This window comes from uncultured Sulfitobacter sp. (assembly GCF_964021855.1).
Taxonomy (GTDB): Bacteria; Pseudomonadota; Alphaproteobacteria; order Rhodobacterales; family Rhodobacteraceae; genus Sulfitobacter.
In genome coordinates this window covers 515,120-533,717 of record NZ_CAXHZD010000003.1, presented here as the reverse complement: position 1 = coordinate 533,717, position 18,598 = coordinate 515,120, and the positions used below count along the sequence as shown (strand labels likewise).

Here is an 18,598-nt window from a genome sequence, read left to right as displayed (position 1 = left end):
GCGTCTCCCCGCGCTTTTGCTTTGCAAAAACGCTTGGTCGCGCACAGCGCATTTTTTCGGGGTAAAATGTGCTGAACTCATTTGGGATGCCTTAGCCGCGGATTGGCTAGGATCGACACAATGTCGGCGACCAGGTTCAGCCCGATATAGACGGCGGCAAAGATCAGACCGCAGGCCTGAACAACCGGCACGTCACGTTTGCTGACGTGGTCCACCAGATATTGGCCCATGCCGGGGTAGGCGAAGACCACCTCGACCACGACAACCCCGACCACCAGATAGGCAAGGTTCAACATCACCACATTGACGATTGGCGCGATTGCATTCGGAAACGCGTGCTTGCGAATGATCTTGAGCATGCCCAGACCCTTCAGCTCGGCCGTTTCGATATAGGCCGATTGCATCACGTTCAGGATCGCGGCGCGGGTCATGCGCATCATATGCGCCAACACCACCAGCGTCAGCACCATCACCGGGATGGCAATTGCGTTCAGCTTGGCCCCAAGGGTCATGCTTTCATTGATGATCGAGACAGATGGAAACATGCGCCATTTGATCGCGACCCAATAGATCAACACGTAGCCGATCATAAATTCGGGGATCGAAATGGTGGTCAACGTCACAGCCGAAATCAGCTTATCCGGCCAGCGGTCTTTATACCGTACGGCCAGCAGGCCAAGGAAGATTGCCAACGGGACCGAGATTGCGGCCGCCCAGAAGGCAAGGAAAAGAGTATTTTTGAGACGTCCGCCAAGGCTTTCTGCGATGTCGCGGCCATTGGTCAGGGCGGTACCCAGATCGCCCTGCAACACACCACCAAGCCATGCAAAATAGCGGGTGACGGCGGGGTCATTCAGCCCAAGTTCGCGGCGCAAGTTTGCCAGCGCTTCGGGCGTGGCAGATTGGCCTAATATGGATTGTGCCACGTCGCCGGGCAAAATCGAAGTGCCTACGAAGATCAAAACCGACGCGGCAAGGAGGAGAAGAAGGCCCAACGCTAAGCGTTGGGCGATCAGTTTTAATATCGGGTGCATCTGCGTGTACCCTTAAGCGTCTTTGATCCAGCATTTGATCGGCGCTTTGTTGTTCATCAACTCGGCGTTCGGGTCTGCGGACCAACCGCCAACGTTGTTGGCAACACCGTCCACAAAGTCGTTGAACATTGGCAGGATCAAGCCGCCTTCGTCACGCAGCATGGTACCCATTTTCGAGTAGATGGCCTTGCGCTTGCCGTCGTCCAGCTCGGCACGTGCCTCAAGCAGCATCGCGTCGAATTCCGGGCGTTTCCAGCGGGTGTCGTTCCAGTCTGCGGTCGACAGATACGCTGTCGAATACATCTGGTCCTGTACCGGACGGCCACCCCAGTAGGATGCACAGAACGGCTGCTTGTTCCAAACTTCGGACCAGTAACCATCGTTGGGCTCGCGCTTGATTTCCAGCGGGATGCCGGCGGCTTTGGCTGTTTCCAGGAACAGCGATGCTGCATCCACAGCGCCTGCAAACGCGCCATCAGCGACGCGCAGAACGATTGGGCTGCCGTCATGGCCGGATTTTGCGTAATGCTCGCGCGCTTTTTCGATCGAGAATTCGCGCTGTTCGATGGTTTCGTCAAACAACGGATAAGCCGCGTTGATCGGCATGTCGTTCCCGATCGAGCCATAGCCGCGCAGGATTTTGTCCACCATTTCTTCGCGGTTGATCGCATATTTCAGCGCCAGACGCAGGTCGTTGTTGTCAAATGGCGTGGTATCGACGTGTGCAATGAACACATAGTGCCCACGGCCAGCGACGGACTGTACGCTTAGGTTAGGCGCACGGTTCAGCAAGGACGCAACCTTGGGGTCAACGCGGTTGATCATTTGAACCTGACCGGATTGCAGCGCCGCTGTACGGGCTGTGGCGTCGTTCAGAACCAACACTTCGTTATAGTCGGTAAAGCCGCGGTTGTCGGCATCCCAGTAGTTTTCGTTGCGGGTAAAGCCGTGGCGCACGCCAGGTTCGTCAACTTCAAGCGTGTAGGGGCCGGTACCGATACCTGCACCTGGGTTGTCGATGCCGCCACCGGGCTGGATCATCAAGTGGTAATCGGCCAACAGATAGGGAAGGTCAGCGTTGCCAACACCCAGTTCGACAATCAGATTGTCGCCATCGATTTTCATGTTCTCGATGCCGCGCATAATGCCCAAAGCACCGGATTTGCTGTTCTCGTCCGAGTGACGCTGCATGGTTTTCAGCACGTCATCGGGGGTCATGTCTTTGCCGTTGTGGAACTGAATGCCCTTACGGATTTTGAACGCCCATGTTTTCGCGTCGGCAGAGGCTTCAAAGCTTTCGGCCATGCGAGGAACGATGTCACCTTCGGCGCTGACTTCAACCAGCGATTCATACAGGTGGCGCAGGTTATCGAGTGGCACAGAGGATGCGGTCAGTGCCGGGTCCAGCGTGTTGGTGGATTCACCACCCGAGGAACCGATTTTGATCGAGCCGCCCCGAATCGGCGTGCCATGCGATGCCGCTTGGGCATTGTTTGCCAGCATGGTGTTTGCGACCGCAGCCGTCACACCCAAAGCAGCAGCGCGGCCTACAAATTCGCGGCGCGTCATTGTGCCCTTGGCCACTTGGCCCGTCATATATTCAAGTTGATCATTCATGATCATGTCTCCCTGTTGGTCGTTTATTGGTGATATTATTTATGCGCCGATCTTGCGGCATTTTGTTTTTCCCACATTAAAGTTTGCGCATTTTCCTTTATGTCGCAAGGGTTAATACCCCGGCGACCTTGCCGTCTTTATTACATGAAGTGTCGCTTAATGCTATCCGCGACGTCGCGTTCGTAGATCAGGGTTTCGTCTTCGTATGCCTCGATCCGTCCGGTCAGATGAAAATGGGTCGCATCCGACCACATTTTCGAATGGGTTTCGGTGCGCAATTTGATCTCGTCGCGGTCTAGTTCTTCGGTCCAGTGACAAACGCCCCTCGCGCTGAGCGGGTCGTCGGGATTGATGGTCCAGCGTTCGCGCGCAACCGCCCCGCTGATCAGCCCGTGATCGCTGTCGCGAAGCTTGCCGAAATCATCTTCGATAACCAAAGATATGTCGCCGGTAACCATGTCGGTTTCTTGACGTCTGATGTGGTTTTCGGCGCGCAGGGTTTCGGTTTGCCAAGGCTCCGCGGCGGTGGGCGGGGCGAATTTATATTCGTCGCCCCCATGGGTGGGCCGTTGGGGCAGTGCGATATCGCCCGCCGTGATGGCAAGCGTTGCAGCCGCAGGCGCAGGCCAGATCAGCGGCCAATACGCGGTCGAAATCGACACCCGCAAACGGTGCCCCGCTGGCACGCGGTAGGCGATGTGATCAAGATCAAAGGCGATCTCCTCGGGCTCTCCCGGCACCATTGATTTCGGGTGCTCGGCGCTTTCGCGGTGGCTGAGATTCAGCACACCATAGGTAATGCGGGCGCTGGCCCCGTCGGGGTGGATGTGGTTCAGCCGCACGGCGATTTGCCCCTGCGGTTTGTCGCTGGACAGACGCAATGTGATGCGCGGCGCGCCGACGATATCCATGTCTTCGCTCAGCGGTCCGCTGTCAAAGGTGGTCGATAGCGCATCATCCTGACGCTGATCGCCGGGCATTTCCGGCCCCAACCAGATGGCGCAGTATTCCCCCGCGCTGGCCCCGCAATGGGCAGGCGACGCGACGGTGGCATTTAGGGGGGCGGGTGCGGGGGCAAGCCCGGCATCCGTCAAATACAGCGATTGGGTGGGCAAATGCGATGTGGCACCGGTGTCTTCGGCGATCCAGCGGCCGGGGCGTTCCAGCACCCACGTTGCAGGGCGCATGCCGTCCATCAGATAGGCGCGATAATCAGGGTCGTCTTCGACGCCTGTGTCGATGTCTTTCAGCCAGCGGTCCCACCAGCGCAGCGCCTCTTGCAGGAAACCAATGCGCGGTTCGGGAATAGCGAAATGCGGGTATTTATGCACCCAAGGCCCGACGATGCCCTTGGCCCCCGGCAGCGCCTCGACCAATTGCGGAACTGCGTTTTTATAGGCATCGCCCCAACCGCCTACGGCCAGAACCTTGGCCTTGATCGCGGTATAATCTTCGATCACCGACCCTTGCTTCCAATAGGCATCGCGCGATTGGTGGCGCAGCCATAGGGACGCAAGAAACGGTTCGGCCTCTAGACGCTCCAACCACATCTCGCGCCAGTCGGGACGCAGGGCAGGGTCGGGCGCGCGGCTGGAATAGGCCCACATCGTCGCCCCCCAGCCAAGGTTTTCATTCAGCAGGCAGCCGCCCTTGTAGTGAATGTCATCGGCGAAACGGTCCACGGTCGAACATAGCGTGATCACCGCCTTAAGCGGGTCAGGCCCATGTGCCGCGACCTGCAAACCGTTAAAGCCACCCCAACTGATCCCCATCATGCCAACACGGCCATTGCACCAGTCTTGCGCCGCCAGCCAGTCGATCACTTCGATGCAATCGGCCTGTTCTTGCGGGGTGTATTCGTCCTCCATCAGGCCTTGGCTGTCGCCATTGCCGCGCATATCGACCCGCACGCAGGCATAGCCACGTTCGGCAAACCACGGGTGGGTCAGCGCGTCGCGTGCCGTGGTGCCATCGCGTTTGCGGTAGGGCAGATATTCCAGGATCACCGGCACGGGGGCGTCGCCCGAATTTTCAGGCCGCCAAATCCGCGCAGAAAGCCTGCATCCGTCAGAAAGTGTGATCCCCAGATCAGGGTCTTCGAGTATCGCGAGCGGGGCATTTGGGCTGGATGTCATAGTGGCAACGTTGCGGGGGTGCCGCGGCTTGTCAACAGAATGCTACGGTGCGCGATGCTGTTTGATACACGCGTAAATAGAACCGCCCGTTTTTGACGCCATCGGCGCGTTGATCGCAGGCGAAACCATCTGGGCTTTGGTCAAACTGTGGCGCCGATGCATAGGTACAATAAGGCAGCAATGAGGCGATTGCGTTTAGCGTTGAATTTACATTCGTTATAAATGTAGCGTGGCCACTATCACCTTATTCACCTTTAAGGAGAGCCTTAAAAATACTCCACACGGGCCGGTTTAACGACCCGGTGGGCAACAAGAATAACCAAGTGATCCGCACAGAACGGACACCGAGGTAGAGCGGTAGTATTATGAAGACGATAGAATTCGTCGTTCGCGATCAGGCGGGCGCAGTGCAACGTGGTATGGTCTCCGAAGGCTCCACATCCCACGTTATACGCGCGCAAACCGGTCAAGAGATTTCCCTTAACTTGCGTCAGGCAGATTTCCTGTCGCACCAACGCGATGGCGATGATCTGGTTCTGACGCTGGTCGATGGAACAGTCATCACGATTGATAACTATTTCAATGATTCAGGGGTGCCAAACCGCCTGTTCATTTCGTCCGATGGATACCTGAACGAAATGGGTTTTGTCGTGGCAGGGGGCGGCGATCTGCACGCGCAATACGGCCCGACAGAGCAATGGGGCAAATGGAGCCCCTCAGACGATCTGATCTATTTCGGCCGCACGGACACGGCCACGATCACCGGCGCAATGATGACTGACGAAAACGAAGTCTCAATGCTTGCGGCCCCGTTGCTGGGGGCGGGCATGATTGGTGGCGGCGGTGCTGTGACCGCTGCGGTGGTTGCTGGCGGTGCTGCGATCCTCGGCGGCGGCGGCTCTGGCGGCGGGGCTGCGGCCACACCTGCTATTGCGGTGACCCTTGCCGAGGGCGGCGGGGACGAGCAGGCCACGATCACTGGCACGGGCGAGGCTGGATCAATCGTCGACGTCACCGTTGAGGGCGTGAGCCGGACATCAACCGTTGACGCAAATGGCACATGGGCCGTGAGCTATGCGGCAGGCACGTTCAGAAACGGCGAGTACGAGACCGAGGTCAGGGCCACGTCCGTCGACCAGGACGGAAACCTCGTCACCGCAACGGATCGTTTGGTTGTCGATACCTTGGTCAACGAATTGGCCTTTCGCAATCAGGCGGGCGGATCAGACGCGACCGTAAATGCTGTCGAGGCCGCCGACGGCGTCGTGATGACCGGTACGGTCGAGGCGGGTTCGACCGTTTCGGTCGCGCTGGGCGATGTGGTGCGCGAAGCGACGGTTGACGCTGATGGCAACTGGTCGGCGGTCTTTGCGGCGGGCGACATTCCCGCGGGCACCTATGCCAGCGCCATGGTGGCAACCGCGACGGATACAGCAGGCAATACCCGCAGCATTACGCAATCTGTGTGGATCGATACCGAAGCTGGCAATTTGACGATCAGCGCCGATCCCGTCGAAGGCGACGATGTGGTCAACGCGGTGGAGGCAAGCGACGGCGTCGCTATTTCCGGCACTGCGGATGCAGGTGCGGTGGTGACAGTGACCCTTGCCGGTGCGGTGACCACAACCCGCGCGGATGAGAATGGCCAGTGGACATCCCAATACGCCGCAGGGGACGTGGCGCAAGGTGTCTATACTGCCGATATCACCGCGACGATTACGGATGCTGTGGGCAATACCCGCACGGAGACCGATAGCGTGCGGGTTGATACCCGTGTCGATGGTCTGTCCTTGAACACGGTCGAAGGCGACAATATCATTAGCGGGGCAGAACGCCTGACCAATGGCGGTGTGCTGGTCACTGGCACCTCGGAAACCGGCGGGTCCGTATCAGTCACACTTGGCGACAGCTCGGCCAATGGCGCGGTTGATGCGGGCGGCAACTGGGCCGTGACCTTTGCACCCGATCAGGTGCCAGAGGGTACCACCAACACAACAGCCGTGGTCGAGGCCACGGATGCTGCGGGCAATACAGCCACAACGCGCCAGGCGGTTCTGATCGACACGGTTGTTGACCCCGTAAGCTTGAACGAACCCGGCGGCGGTGACGATGTTATCAGCGCGCGTGAAGCGGCATCGGGTATTGATCTGAATGGTCAGGTCGAGGCCGGATCGAGGGTCGAGGTTAGCTTTGACGGTACGCGTTATAACGCCAACGTGGACGGGGCAGGTAATTGGGATGTGACCATCCCGGCCGACGACATTCGCAGCGGCACCTATGATGCGGATATTTCTGTCAGGGCGACGGACCATGTGGGCAATGTTGATGCAATCAGCGATTCGCTGGCAATCGACACCTATGCGCCCGATGGCCCCGTGATCGAATCCTACACCCGTGACGGTGACGGCATTCGGGCAATCTCGGTCGAGCAAAGCGAGGATGCTTTGGCCGTGCATCAGATTCAGTCTGATACAACCATCACCGAGGTCGCGGCCAGTACGCTGGAAAACGATGCTCTGAACGAGATGAATTTCTACTTCAGCTCGGATGTACCGGACGGGTCCGATCTGGTCGTGACCGCGACCGATGCGGCGGGCAATTCATCAGGCACATATCTTGCGTTGGACGATGAAAGCGCCAACACCATGCTTGAGCTGACCAATCCCAACCTGTCCAACCACAATATCGAAACGATTGACCTTCAATTCGCTGAAGAAGCGCAGTTGAGCATCACAGAAGCCGCGTTGGTCAATCTATCCAGCAACACCAACGCTGTGATTGTGAATGGTCATACTGACGATACCGTTACGATCACCGGCGCGACGCGCACGGGAACCGAGGCGAAAGACAGCCAGACCTACGACATCTATACGCTGGGCACCGAAGGGACGTTGATGATCGATGACGATATCAACGTGGTCGTCTAAGCCGTCAAGGCAGGGCGCGGGGGCAACGACCATCCCACGCCGATACAATAATAAACCGGCACGTTAAGGGCAGGCGCATGGGGCAAAAACGACTAAGGGCAGGAGGCATATGCGCGCTGGCGCTGGCCCTGTCCGGCTGCGCGCCCGGCATCGGGGGCCGCCTTGCCCCGGCCGATATGGTGGCGCGGTTCAAAACGCCCGATGCCTCGCAATCCGTCAAACCGACATACGCAGAACAAATGACCGCAGACAGCCAGATCATCCAAGGGCTGGCGCAGCGGTCGTCGGTATTGCCCAAGGGCAGTGTTGCGGACATGGTCGCGTCGTCGGTTCTGGCGGCGAACAGCCGCACGGCCGAGGCCGAATTGCGCGCAGCGACATTGCGATCCGAGGCCGCCAGCAAGAATTGGCTGCCCCAGATTGGGCCGCAGATCAGCCTGACCTCCTTGGGCTCGGTCGCCGCCAATCTGGTCGTGGATCAGGTGTTGTTCGACAATGGTCGCCGCAAAGGTGAACGTGAATTCGCGGTTGCTGACGTCGAAGTGGCCGCCGTGTCGCTGGCGCAAGATACCAATAAACGCGTGGCCACAGCGCTGACCCTTTACACGACGGCCGCTGAAGCCCGCGAGAATGCGCGTCTTGGGCAGGCAACGCTCAAGGATATGTCGCATTTCGAATGGGTCATGCGCGAACGGGTCAAGGGCGGTGTGTCGGACATGTCTGACCTGACCATTCTGGGTCAAAAACTGTCCGAGATCCGCGCGAGGTATGCCGCCGCGGTCGAGCGTGAGGCAACATCGCTGTCTGAACTAAACGCCATGTCGATCCATCCACTGACCGATCTGCGTGGCTTGCCCGATATTCCCGTGACCGCCTTTGCAGGCGAACCTTTGATCGTGGTGCGCGCCAAGGCCGAAAAGACCCGCAGCATCGCCGCTGCCAAGGTCGAACGTGCTGGCAAATTGCCGGGGTTATCCGCAGGCGGCACACTCGGTGAAGGCAGCACATTCGGCTTGAACATCGGTTCAGATCAACTGCTAGGGCTGGGCACCAAAGCGTCGCTGGACGCCACCGCGCTGGCCGATGAGACCGCGACCCGTAAGCTGCGCCAATCGGTCGAGGATTCAAACCGCGACCTGCGCCGCTTGGAAAGGCAGATCAGCGCCAAATCACGCCAAGCCGCCGAGGCCGCCACCCTTGCCGCGCAGGCCAAGCGGAACCTTGATGTCTTTCAGGAACAATATGACGCGGGGCAGCGGCAGGTCATGGATGTCGTTGGCGTCTACGAGACCTATGCCCGTCAACAGCAGTCGCAGGTGGCGTTGAAATATGACGTGATCCGCCTGCGTATCGAGATGGCGCAAATTCAGGGCGTTCTGGCAGACGGGAGCGCGATTTGACCAGCAACCCGCGCTTTACCTTGACGATCACCAACGGCAATCAGGGCCGCCTGAAAGCTGCGGATGCCCCGCAGCCCAAGGCGCAAAACGTCAATCGGCCCAAAGACCGCTTGATGGCGCGTGCGTCTTTGGCGGCGACATACGCAGGGGTGTTGGGCGTTGAAATCACCGCCCGTGATCTGTTCGAAACCATTGCCGCACATCCCGCCACGGGCACGCAAGCCGACCGCGAAGCAGATGCAATCGCCAAGGCCCTGCAAAGCGTAGGTTTTCTGACGCAAGTTAGCCGCGTGACAGGGCTGACCAAAAACTTGTGGCCTGCGCTTGCCTATATGACATCCGGTCAGGTGCTGCTGGTGCTGGGGCAATCGCGCGGCGATCTGATCGTGTTCGATACCACCTGCACCGACAACCGCGCCATGGTCCCAATCAGCGATTTTGAACCGTTCTTTGCGGGGCTGGTCGTGCGGGCCGAAGCATCCCTAAAGACCGTCGCGAACACCCATAAAACCGACAGCATCCGTGCGCATTGGTTTTGGGGGCAATTTCCCCGCTATCGCCGCCAGCTGATCGAGGTCGCGATGGGGTCGTTTGTGGCCAACCTGCTGGCCGTCGCGGTGGCGTTGTTTTCCTTGCAGGTCTATGATCGTGTAATCCCCCACCAGTCCGAAGCGACCTTGTGGGTGCTGGCGATTGGTGCGGGTCTGGCGCTGCTCATGGAAGCTTTCCTAAAAATGGCGCGGGCGCGGCTGATGGACGGGGCTGGGCGGCAGATTGAATTGGCCGTCCAAGACACCTTGATGAAGCGGCTTTTGGGCATGCGGTCAGACGCGCGCGGCCAGGCGCCGAACCAGCTGTTTTCCGCGATGCGCGAATTTGGGTCGGTCCGCGAATTCTTTACCGCAGCGACCATCGGCACGATTGCCGACATCCCTTTTATCTTTGTCTTTCTGTTTCTCGTGGCCAGCATTGCGGGCAACGTGGTTTGGGTGCTGGTTCTGGGCGGTATCTTGATGCTGGTGCCGGGGTTCTTTCTGCAAAAGAAAGCGATCAAACTGACGCAGGAAACCCAAGGTGCATCCGCAAAATCATCGCGGCTGCTGCACGAGGCGATCTTTGAACTCGATACCGTCAAAACCCAACGCGCCGAGGACCGCACCTTGCGTTTGTGGACCGAGCTGAACACGTTGTCGGCGGTCAAATCATCCGAGCAACGCAAACTGGCATCTTTTCTGACGTTCTGGAGCCAAGGCATCCAGCAGGCCACCTATGTCGCAGCCGTTATCGTTGGGACCTATCTGGTGTTTGCCGGGCAGTTCACTGTCGGCTCGATTATTGCGGTGGGTATCCTGACGGGGCGCACCTTGGGGCCGCTCACGCAGCTGTCGGGAACGATGGCGCGCTGGGGCAATGTCAAAGGGGCGCTGGACGGGCTGGATGCCATCGTCGCGGCCCCCCAAGACACCGCAGAAGGCCGCACATACCTGCGCCGCGAAAAGCTTCGCGGTCAGTTCGAAGTGCGCGATGTGACATTCCGCTATGACGATGATGGCGCGCCGACGCTTGATATCAAAGGTTTGATGATCCCGGCGGGCCAACATGTGGCCGTGCTGGGGGCCAACGGGTCGGGTAAATCATCACTGCTGAAAATGCTCAGCGGGTTATACGCCCCGACCGACGGGCGCGTGCTGATTGACGGCACCGAGATGGCCCAAATTGAACCCCGCGACCTGCGCCGTTTGATCGGCTATCTGGGCCAAGACGTGCGCCTGTTTTCGGGCAGCTTGCGGGATAACCTGAACCTGACCCTGTTGGAACGGGATGACGACAGGCTGCTGGCAGCACTTGATTTTGCAGGGCTTGGGCCGTTCGTGAAAAACCATCACAAGGGTCTGGACCTCGAGATTAAAGACGCAGGCGCAGGTCTGTCTGTTGGCCAGCGCCAGTCCATCGGCTGGGCGCGGCTGTGGCTGCAAGACCCCGCAATTTGCCTGCTGGACGAACCGACTGCGGCCTTGGATCAACGGCTTGAGGCGGCACTGGTCTCACGCTTGCAAACCTGGATGGAAGGGCGCACCGCGGTGATCGCCACGCACCGCGCGCCTATATTGGCCCTGACGACCCGCACGCTGGTTTTGCAAGATGGCCGCATGACCGTGGACGGACCCAAGGAAAAAGTACTCGCGCATCTGGCTGGCAAAACAGGGCATCTGTCATGAGCAGCCGCAGCACCACCACTCTGGGCGCACAGATGAACGAGACGCTGCGGGGGCCATCAATGGTGGTCTGGCTGTGCGGTGCCACGGTGCTGATCTTTGTGCTATGGGCCGCCTTTGCCTGGATAGACGAAATCGTGCGCGCAGAAGGGTCGATGATCTCAAGCTCGCGCCCGCAGATCATTCAAAACCTCGAAGGGGGCATTTTGGCCGAGCTGGCCGTGGGTGAGGGCGATATCGTTGAAAAAGGCGATGTTCTGGCGCGGCTACATGGGACACAGTTCCAATCCTCGGTCGATGATCTAGAAGATCAGATCAGCGCCTTTGAAATTCGCCGTCTGCGTCTTGAGGCCGAGATGGCAGGGCTGTCCGAGTTTGAGGTGCCAGATAGGTTCGCGCAGCGCTCCCCAGACATTGTGGCGTCTGAGCAGGTATTACTGAAAGCGCGGCAAGCCGATTTCACCTCACGCTCAGACGGGGCGCAGCGGGTGTTGACCCAAGCCGCCAAAGAACGCGAGCTGCTGGAAAACATGCTGAAGAGAAAGATCGTTTCCCTGATCGAAGTCACCCGCGCCCGCAAGGTGCATGCGGATGCGCGGATCAAGCTGGACGAGATTACCACGGGCACCGAGCTGGACCGCGCGCAGGAATATTCGGACGTGCTGAAAGAGCTCGCCACCCTAAAGCAGAACCTGAGGTCCAGCATGGACCAGTTGAACCGGACGATCCTGACCAGCCCGCTTCGCGGTATTGTGAACACGCTGAACGTGACAACCATCGGCGGCGTCGTGCGCCCCGGTGAAGAGATTTTGCAGATCATCCCGATAGATGAAGAGCTGTTTGTCGAGGCCCGCGTAAAGCCCGAAAACATAGCAGGGGTGCGCCCGGGCCAAGAGGCCACGATCAAGCTGTCGGCCTATGACTATACGATTTATGGAACGCTGAAGGGCACGGTAACGTTGATTTCCGCAGATACGTTCAAAGATGACCGGTCGCGCAGCCCGGATGGCGACCCGCATTACAAGGTCACGTTGCAGGTGGATACGGACCATCTGACAGCGCGTCAGGCGTCTTTGCAGATACGGCCAGGGATGCAGGCGAGTGTTGAGCTGCATACCGGATCGAAGACGGTTTTGCAGTATTTGTTGAAGCCGCTTTATAAATCCAAAGAGGCGTTTCGCGAGCCTTGAGGTCGGAACGGGGGCTGTCTGCCCCCGGACCCCCGAGGATTTTAGTCCATTTGGAAATTAGGGGTTGGCTGTGTCTATCCAAAGTGTGACGGGGCCGTCATTGGTGAGGGCCACCGACATGTCCGCGCCGAATTGTCCGGTTTGAACGGGTATATCGAGGGCTTTCATAGCGGCGATGAAGTGTTCGTAAAGCGCGTTGGCTTGGTCCGGTTTTGCGGCGCGTGAAAAACCGGGGCGTGTGCCCCGCGATGTGTCGGCAGCAAGGGTGAACTGGCTAACGATCAACGCGCTGCCGCCTGTTTGTGCAAGGCTTAGGTTCATCTTGCCCGCTTCATCTTTGAACAGGCGCAGCTTGGCGATTTTGGCGGCAAGCGCAGCGGCGGTGGCAGGGGTGTCATCAGGCATGGCGCAGACAAAGATCAGCAGGCCGGCGTCGATTTTACCGATGATCTGCCCGTCGACAGTGACAGAGGCATCTTTGGCCCGTTGAAGCACAGCGCGCATGTCAGGATTTCCAATCGATAATGTCAGCCGGGTCCGCCCGTTCAGTGCGGAACTGGTTGATGGGGGCGTCTTGGTCGGCATAGCCAAAGGAGATGGCGCAGAGGATCAACCGGTCATCCGGAATATTGAGGTGATCGCGCACCAGCGGCGCATAGGCGGCAATGGCGGCTTGGGCTATGGTGGCCACGCCAAGCGCAGTCGCGGCCAAGGTAAAGGCGGTTACAAAACCGCCGCTGTCCATTGCGCCATAAGGGCCAAGTTCAGCCGGGGCAGAGATGATCGCCACATGCGGTGCGTCAAACAGGGCATAGTTGCGCAGCATCTGTGCGCTGCGGCCTTCGCGGTCCGATTTGTCGATGCCCACTGCATCGTATAGCTGAAAGCCGCAGGTGCGGCGGCGCTCGGCGTACACACCCGAGTATCCCTTAGGCCAATCCAGGTCGGGGTCGGGGGGCGTCCCCTGGCCAGCGGCCTCCGTCAGCGCGGTGCGAAACCTGTCGGTTGCGGCCCCTTTGGTGATGGTGACCTGCCATGGTTGCGCGTTGCACCAGCTGGGGACGTGGCGGGCGGTGGCGATGATCTGCGTAATCACATCATCGGGGACGGGATCAGGCTTGAAGGCGCGGCAGGAATAACGTGCCTGCAAGATGTCGGTGAGCGTGTCGATTTGGGTCATTTTTGCAGCGCCATAAAATAGCCAACCACCCCGGCGACCAAAAGGCCAAGGATCACGGCAAGGGTTATCTTGATTGCGGAATAGGGGCGTTCGCCTTGGACATTTCCGGTGCGGCCATTGACCACGAAGCGGTATGTCTTGCCGCGGTATTTATAGGCGGCCAGCCAGACGGGCAGCAGGATATGTTTGAACGTGACATCGCTCACTTGGGTTTGCACATTGTGGATGCGCTGCCGGTCACCGCCGATGTCAAACCGCACGTCGCGTTCGATCATCGCATCCATATACTGGCGCGCCTCGGCATAGCCGTCTTCGAGGGGAACGGAATACGCCTCGGCGCGGAAACCGGCCAAGTATTCAGGGGCATAGGGTTCCAACGCGGACAGGTCCCAAGGTGCCAGTGCATCGGTAAACTTTTTGGGCAGGGATTTTGAGGCCAGTACCAGAACGTCGTCAAAGAACCGCGCCACCCGACCCGAGGCTGACCGCCAGCGCACTTTGGGCACCTGCCGCTGTTCGCGTTTGCCATCGCGCATCACGGTGACTGTCACGTAATAGACCGTGCCACGCTCGCCCGTGTAGCTGGATTTGGTATCGGCGTCGTAGGTCCAATAGGGGACATAGATGCCCTGCATCCGGCGGCCCTTGCGGGCATAGTCCTTTAGACCGTTGGGCGCGAACCACAGGTTGCCCAGCCAGTTTGTCATCGCGTCCTTGGCCACCGTTTCTGTTAGCGCAAAAGGCAAGACGCCGCGCGGCTTTATATGGCGGTTCAGGCCGGTGTCGACCACGACGGGGGTCGCGCAGAAGGGGCATTCGGTGGCGTGTTTATCCTGGTCAAATTCGACTTGTGCCGCGCAATTGGGGCAGGTCGTGACGCGGGTCTGCTCCATCTCGGTTTGGGGCAGGGCATGCGCCAGCGCGGCGCTAAAATCCAATTCGTCAATCGTTTGATACGACCGCTTGCCCGCTATGGGTTCGGAATTGCCGCAATGGTCACAGACCAGCTTATATTCTGCCGGATCAAACCGCAGGTCCGATCCGCATCTGTCGCAGGGAAAACGATGTTCTTCCACCGGGGCTGGCGGTGGGGGCGGCGCGGCAAAGGATGGGGTGTCAGACATCACTGCATCCTTTAGGTCTGCCGGGTGCGAATATTAAGCGGGGCCATGGTGCGTGGGTCATTTACGGTCAGGTTTGGCGGGCGGCAGATGGGCCACAATGCGACATTCGATCAAGGCACCGGGGCGGCGCAAATCTGCGACCTCAACCGCTGTCCATGCGGGAAGGGGCAGGCCCAGCATGTCACGCATGACATGGTCGACCTGATCGAAATGATATTTCAACCCGATGTGATAGCTGGTGAGTTCGACAATGCTGTCGGCGGTGCCACCAGCCGCGCCAATGATATGCAGCGCCTTGCCCAAGGCATTTCGCACCTGCGCTGCAATGTCGGACGGCATCACGCCCTTTGCATCGCCGCCTGTTGCACCGGTCAGGAACAGGAAATCCCCCGCGCGCACAGCAGGTGAGAACCCAGTTGCCGCAACAAGCTGGGCCAGTTCGGGGGGAGAGATAACCTGCCGCGTCATAACGGGTGCCTTATCCGGCCGGGGGTGGTGGGGGCGGCATGACGGTGAAGAGCTGGGCCAGCTCATCCACATCATCGGCTTTCATCCAGCCGTCTTGGCCCGGTGTCCACACGAATGTTTCGCGGGTCATTGCGCCATCTGCCGCCATACGGCCAAGAGCTGCCTTTGAAAACGGTCCCTTGGTTTGGCCATTCTCGGCCAGATGCCAGACCTTGTCGGCAACCGGCGGGGGCGGCGGGGTATGTGCGGCGGTCGGGCGCGGGCCCCAAGGGCCGGCTTGGGCCGCTGCGGCACCGATCTGCATGCCCAACCCGGCACCCAGACCTGCCTGCATCGCCGCACCGGCACCGCCATCACGGCCAAGCGCCTCAGCGGCTTGGAATTGGGTGTATTGGTTCAGATCGCCAATCATCCCCATGGACGACCGTTTATCGAGCACCTGTTCGACGGCGGGCGGGAGAGAGACGTTTTCGACATATAGTTCGGGAATCGATAAACCATATTCGCCGACGGTTGCCGATATTTCGCCGCTGATCAGCTTGCCCAGCTCGCGGGTGTTGGCGGCCATATCAAGGATCGGGATTTTCGACATGGCAATGCTGCGCGAGAATTCCTGCACGATGATGTTGCGGATCTGATAGCTGATCTCGTCCATGGTGAATTCGCCGTCGGTTCCCACAATCTCGGTCAGGAAATGCGCGGGATCGGATACTTTGACCGAATAGGTGCCAAAGGCGCGCAGGCGCACCGGGCCAAATTCCGGATCACGCAGGATAATGGGGTTCTTGGTGCCCCATTTCAGATCATTGAAACGCGTGGTGTTGACGAAATAAATCTCGGATTTGAAGGGGCTTTTAAAACCGTGATCCCAATGCTGAAGCGATGTCATGATCGGCATGTTGTTGGTCTCAAGCATATAAAGACCGGGGGTGAAGACATCGGCAATCTGCCCTTCGTGGACAAACACGGCGGCCTGACCTTCGCGCACGGTCAGCTTGGCCCCGTATTTGATTTCGTGGCCTTCGCGTTCGAACCGCCAGACCATGGTATCGCGGGTGTCATCGGTCCAGTGAATGACGTCGATGAATTGGCCAGATAGGAAATCGAGAATACCCATAGGGTTGGTCCTTTCGGTAAGGTGGCAGCAGTCTAAAGGGGGCCGCCCGTTAATTCACGGGAGATGGTGCGGACGATTGGCGCGGCTTGTTCGGCGCTCATCCCCGCGTTGAGGCGGGGATCGTATAGGATTTTCAGCAGGTCTTCGTCGTGACGGGTCAGCAATGCAAATTCATCGTCATCGTTAAAGATTGACGGGCGCGCGGTGGGGCTGTCATTGGCCAAGCCCAAACCTTGGGCCAGCTCTTCGTGAATGCACGACAGGCGCATCAGCGACGGATTTTCGGCGCGGATCACCGCGACAGCGGCGGTATAGGTGCTGGGATCGGGCCCGCCCGCATAGGCCGCAACGATGCAATAGGTGTCGCGGCGCAGGTTGCGCAGCGCGCTTAGGCTGGCGGGGGTGACACCGGGAATGCGCTGGGCTGCTTGAACCAGTGCCGCATCGCGGTCATCTTCGCCCGCAATGATCACCATGAAATTGGGATCACCACGCAGGGTGATCGGATGGCCGGTGATCCCTGACAGCCGCCCCGCATAAGCGCGCACCGCGGCACCGTCGGTTTCGCGGGTGGATGGCGGGACACTGTCGCCAAATACAACGGCCATGCGCACGGGTTGATCCCAACGGCGCATCAACGTCTTTTCACCGCGCCCGGAAAAGCTGGCGTTATATTCGTTGTAAAACGCGATCTGTTCAAAGTTGCGCGCCAGCATTTCAGCGGTATAGGGCGTGTCGGGGCCCCCACCGTCACTGCGCAGCAAACCTTGGCTTAACTGTGCTTGCTGGACTTGATTGAAATAGCTGCGCAGGCGCGCGCTTTCTTGTGATGTGGGCTGGGCCACATCCGGAAGGGGCAGGGCGGCCGCGTCGGGCCGCCCAATGGGTTTCAGGGTCGGGTTCACGCCTGTTTGAAAGGCGCAGGCGCTTAGCAGTAATGCTGCCGCACCTGTCACCATCCAGCGTTTGAACTGACCGCCCTTCAATGCCATCTAAGCGCCCTTGAATTATACCGCAGCTTTGGAAGCCGAGGCCGCAGCGAGTGTATCGCGCAGGTTTGCTTCCATTTCTTGCAGGTCTTTTTCCGCAGCGGCACGTTTGGCTTTGCCTTCATCCGCGATTTGCAGCGATTCCTCGATGGTGCCGATCAGGTCTGCATTGGCCTGCTTGACCGCTTCGATATCGAACACGCCGCGCTCCATCTCGGTGCGGATGATCTTGTTGCTTTCGCGCAGGTTCTTGGCGTTCGAGGTCAGCAATTCATTGGTCAGGTCATTGGCTTCGCGCACGGCGACAGCCGCCTCGCGCGACCGCTGGATCGTCACGGCCTGCGCCAGTTGCGTTTCCCACAGCGGTACGGTGTTCACGAGGGTCGAATTGATCTTGGTCACCAGGGATTTGTCGTTTTCCTGAACCAGACGGATCGACGGAAGCGACTGCATGGTCACCTGACGCGTCAGTTTCAGATCATGCACGCGGCGTTCCAGATCATCGCGGGCGGCGCGCATATCGCGCAATTCCTGCGCTTTGATCACCTGATCGTTTTCATCTGCGGCCTCTACCGCGGCTTCCATTGCAGGAATATCCTTGGCGTCCAGTTCGGCCATCTTGGCCTCGCCCGCTGCGATATAAAGCGCCAGTTCATCATAGAACTGCAACGTCTTTTCATAGAGCAGATCAAGGGATTTGATGTCTTTGAGCAGAGTGTGCTCGTGGCTCAGCAATTCGTCCGTGACGCGGTCGATCTGGCCTTGGACCTTTTCAAACCGGGCTGTGAATTTGGCGAAGGGTGCTGCGCGGCCCAGCAGGCGTTCCCACCAGCTGCGGTCACGGCGGACGTCTAATTCGGATACGGAAAAGCCACGGATGGTGGTGACGATGTTGCGCAGGCTGTCACCGGCGGGGCCGACATCCTTGTTGCGCACGTCTTGCAGCATCGCTTGGCTGATTTCTTGCAATTCGGCCTGTGCGGCGGAGCCGAACGCGATAATCGACTGGGTCTCGGTCATGTCGATCTCGGCCATGCGGGTTTTGATTTCCTTGCTCACTTTGCCTTTTGCCTTGTCCAGCGGCACAATGGCGTCGGCGGGCGCGGGTTCGGCCAGCACAAGCGCGTTGACCTCTTCGACCAAGGCTTCTGTTTGGGCGGCTTTTTCGCGAACGATGTCGGACATGTGGGTATATCTCTCT

14 protein-coding genes are annotated in these 18,598 nt (G+C 59.1%); 4 read left to right on the top strand and 10 right to left on the bottom strand.

The genetic code is table 11. The features are described from left to right. Positions 1–77: 77 nt before the first annotated feature. From AADJ11_RS13220 to AADJ11_RS13210, 3 genes are all read right to left on the bottom strand, one after another. Positions 78–1,034 carry an ABC transporter permease gene (locus tag AADJ11_RS13220; RefSeq protein WP_341234972.1) on the bottom strand — a complete coding sequence of 319 codons (957 nt, stop codon included), beginning with the start codon at positions 1,032–1,034 and terminating at the stop codon, positions 78–80. Between the two features lie 12 nt (positions 1,035–1,046). Further along, positions 1,047–2,651, bottom strand: coding sequence for an ABC transporter substrate-binding protein (locus AADJ11_RS13215; RefSeq protein ID WP_341234971.1), 1,605 nt, complete (start codon positions 2,649–2,651; stop codon positions 1,047–1,049). A gap of 140 nt (positions 2,652–2,791) precedes the next feature. Further along, complete coding sequence (locus AADJ11_RS13210) at positions 2,792–4,786, bottom strand: CocE/NonD family hydrolase (protein WP_341234970.1); 1,995 nt, start codon at positions 4,784–4,786, stop codon at positions 2,792–2,794. A 365-nt stretch (positions 4,787–5,151) separates the two neighbouring features. Between AADJ11_RS13210 and AADJ11_RS13205 the strand changes: the two genes are divergently transcribed. From AADJ11_RS13205 to AADJ11_RS13190, 4 genes are all read left to right on the top strand, one after another. Continuing rightward, positions 5,152–7,713, top strand: coding sequence for a hypothetical protein (locus tag AADJ11_RS13205; RefSeq protein WP_341234969.1), 2,562 nt, complete (start codon positions 5,152–5,154; stop codon positions 7,711–7,713). Between the two features lie 77 nt (positions 7,714–7,790). Beyond that, positions 7,791–9,113, top strand: a complete 1,323-nt coding sequence (locus AADJ11_RS13200) for a TolC family protein (protein WP_341234968.1) — start codon at positions 7,791–7,793, stop codon at positions 9,111–9,113. Next, a complete protein-coding gene (locus AADJ11_RS13195; RefSeq protein ID WP_341234967.1) occupies positions 9,110–11,332 on the top strand; it encodes an ATP-binding cassette domain-containing protein in 2,223 nt (740 codons plus the stop codon). The genes AADJ11_RS13200 and AADJ11_RS13195 overlap by 4 nt, the downstream gene beginning before the upstream one ends. After that, positions 11,329–12,519, top strand: coding sequence for an HlyD family efflux transporter periplasmic adaptor subunit (locus tag AADJ11_RS13190; protein WP_341234966.1), 1,191 nt, complete (start codon positions 11,329–11,331; stop codon positions 12,517–12,519). Before AADJ11_RS13195 ends, AADJ11_RS13190 begins: the two co-directional genes overlap by 4 nt. Before the next feature lie 57 nt (positions 12,520–12,576). On the opposite strand, the gene dtd is transcribed toward AADJ11_RS13190, so the two are convergent. Genes dtd through AADJ11_RS13155 form a run of 7 tightly spaced genes read right to left on the bottom strand, consistent with a single transcriptional unit; the run spans position 12,577 to position 18,582 of the window. Continuing rightward, positions 12,577–13,023 (bottom strand): D-aminoacyl-tRNA deacylase, encoded by a 447-nt coding sequence (gene dtd, locus AADJ11_RS13185; RefSeq protein ID WP_341234965.1) that lies wholly within the window; start codon positions 13,021–13,023, stop codon positions 12,577–12,579. 1 nt (position 13,024) lies between these two features. Beyond that, positions 13,025–13,699 carry a nitroreductase gene (locus tag AADJ11_RS13180; protein WP_341234964.1) on the bottom strand — a complete coding sequence of 225 codons (675 nt, stop codon included), beginning with the start codon at positions 13,697–13,699 and terminating at the stop codon, positions 13,025–13,027. Further along, complete coding sequence (locus AADJ11_RS13175) at positions 13,696–14,823, bottom strand: primosomal protein N' (replication factor Y) - superfamily II helicase (RefSeq protein WP_341234963.1); 1,128 nt, start codon at positions 14,821–14,823, stop codon at positions 13,696–13,698. Before AADJ11_RS13175 ends, AADJ11_RS13180 begins: the two co-directional genes overlap by 4 nt. A gap of 57 nt (positions 14,824–14,880) precedes the next feature. After that, positions 14,881–15,291 carry a Rid family hydrolase gene (locus AADJ11_RS13170; protein WP_341234962.1) on the bottom strand — a complete coding sequence of 137 codons (411 nt, stop codon included), beginning with the start codon at positions 15,289–15,291 and terminating at the stop codon, positions 14,881–14,883. A 10-nt stretch (positions 15,292–15,301) separates the two neighbouring features. After that, positions 15,302–16,408: an SPFH domain-containing protein gene (locus AADJ11_RS13165; RefSeq protein WP_341234961.1), complete on the bottom strand. Its 1,107-nt coding sequence runs from the start codon at positions 16,406–16,408 to the stop codon at positions 15,302–15,304. Positions 16,409–16,440: 32 nt separating this feature from the next. After that, on the bottom strand, positions 16,441–17,400 hold the full coding sequence (locus AADJ11_RS13160; RefSeq protein ID WP_341234960.1) for a DUF2927 domain-containing protein: 960 nt from the start codon (positions 17,398–17,400) through the stop codon (positions 16,441–16,443). 15 nt (positions 17,401–17,415) lie between these two features. Further along, positions 17,416–18,582 (bottom strand): toxic anion resistance protein, encoded by a 1,167-nt coding sequence (locus AADJ11_RS13155; RefSeq protein WP_341234959.1) that lies wholly within the window; start codon positions 18,580–18,582, stop codon positions 17,416–17,418. Positions 18,583–18,598 lie beyond the last annotated feature (16 nt).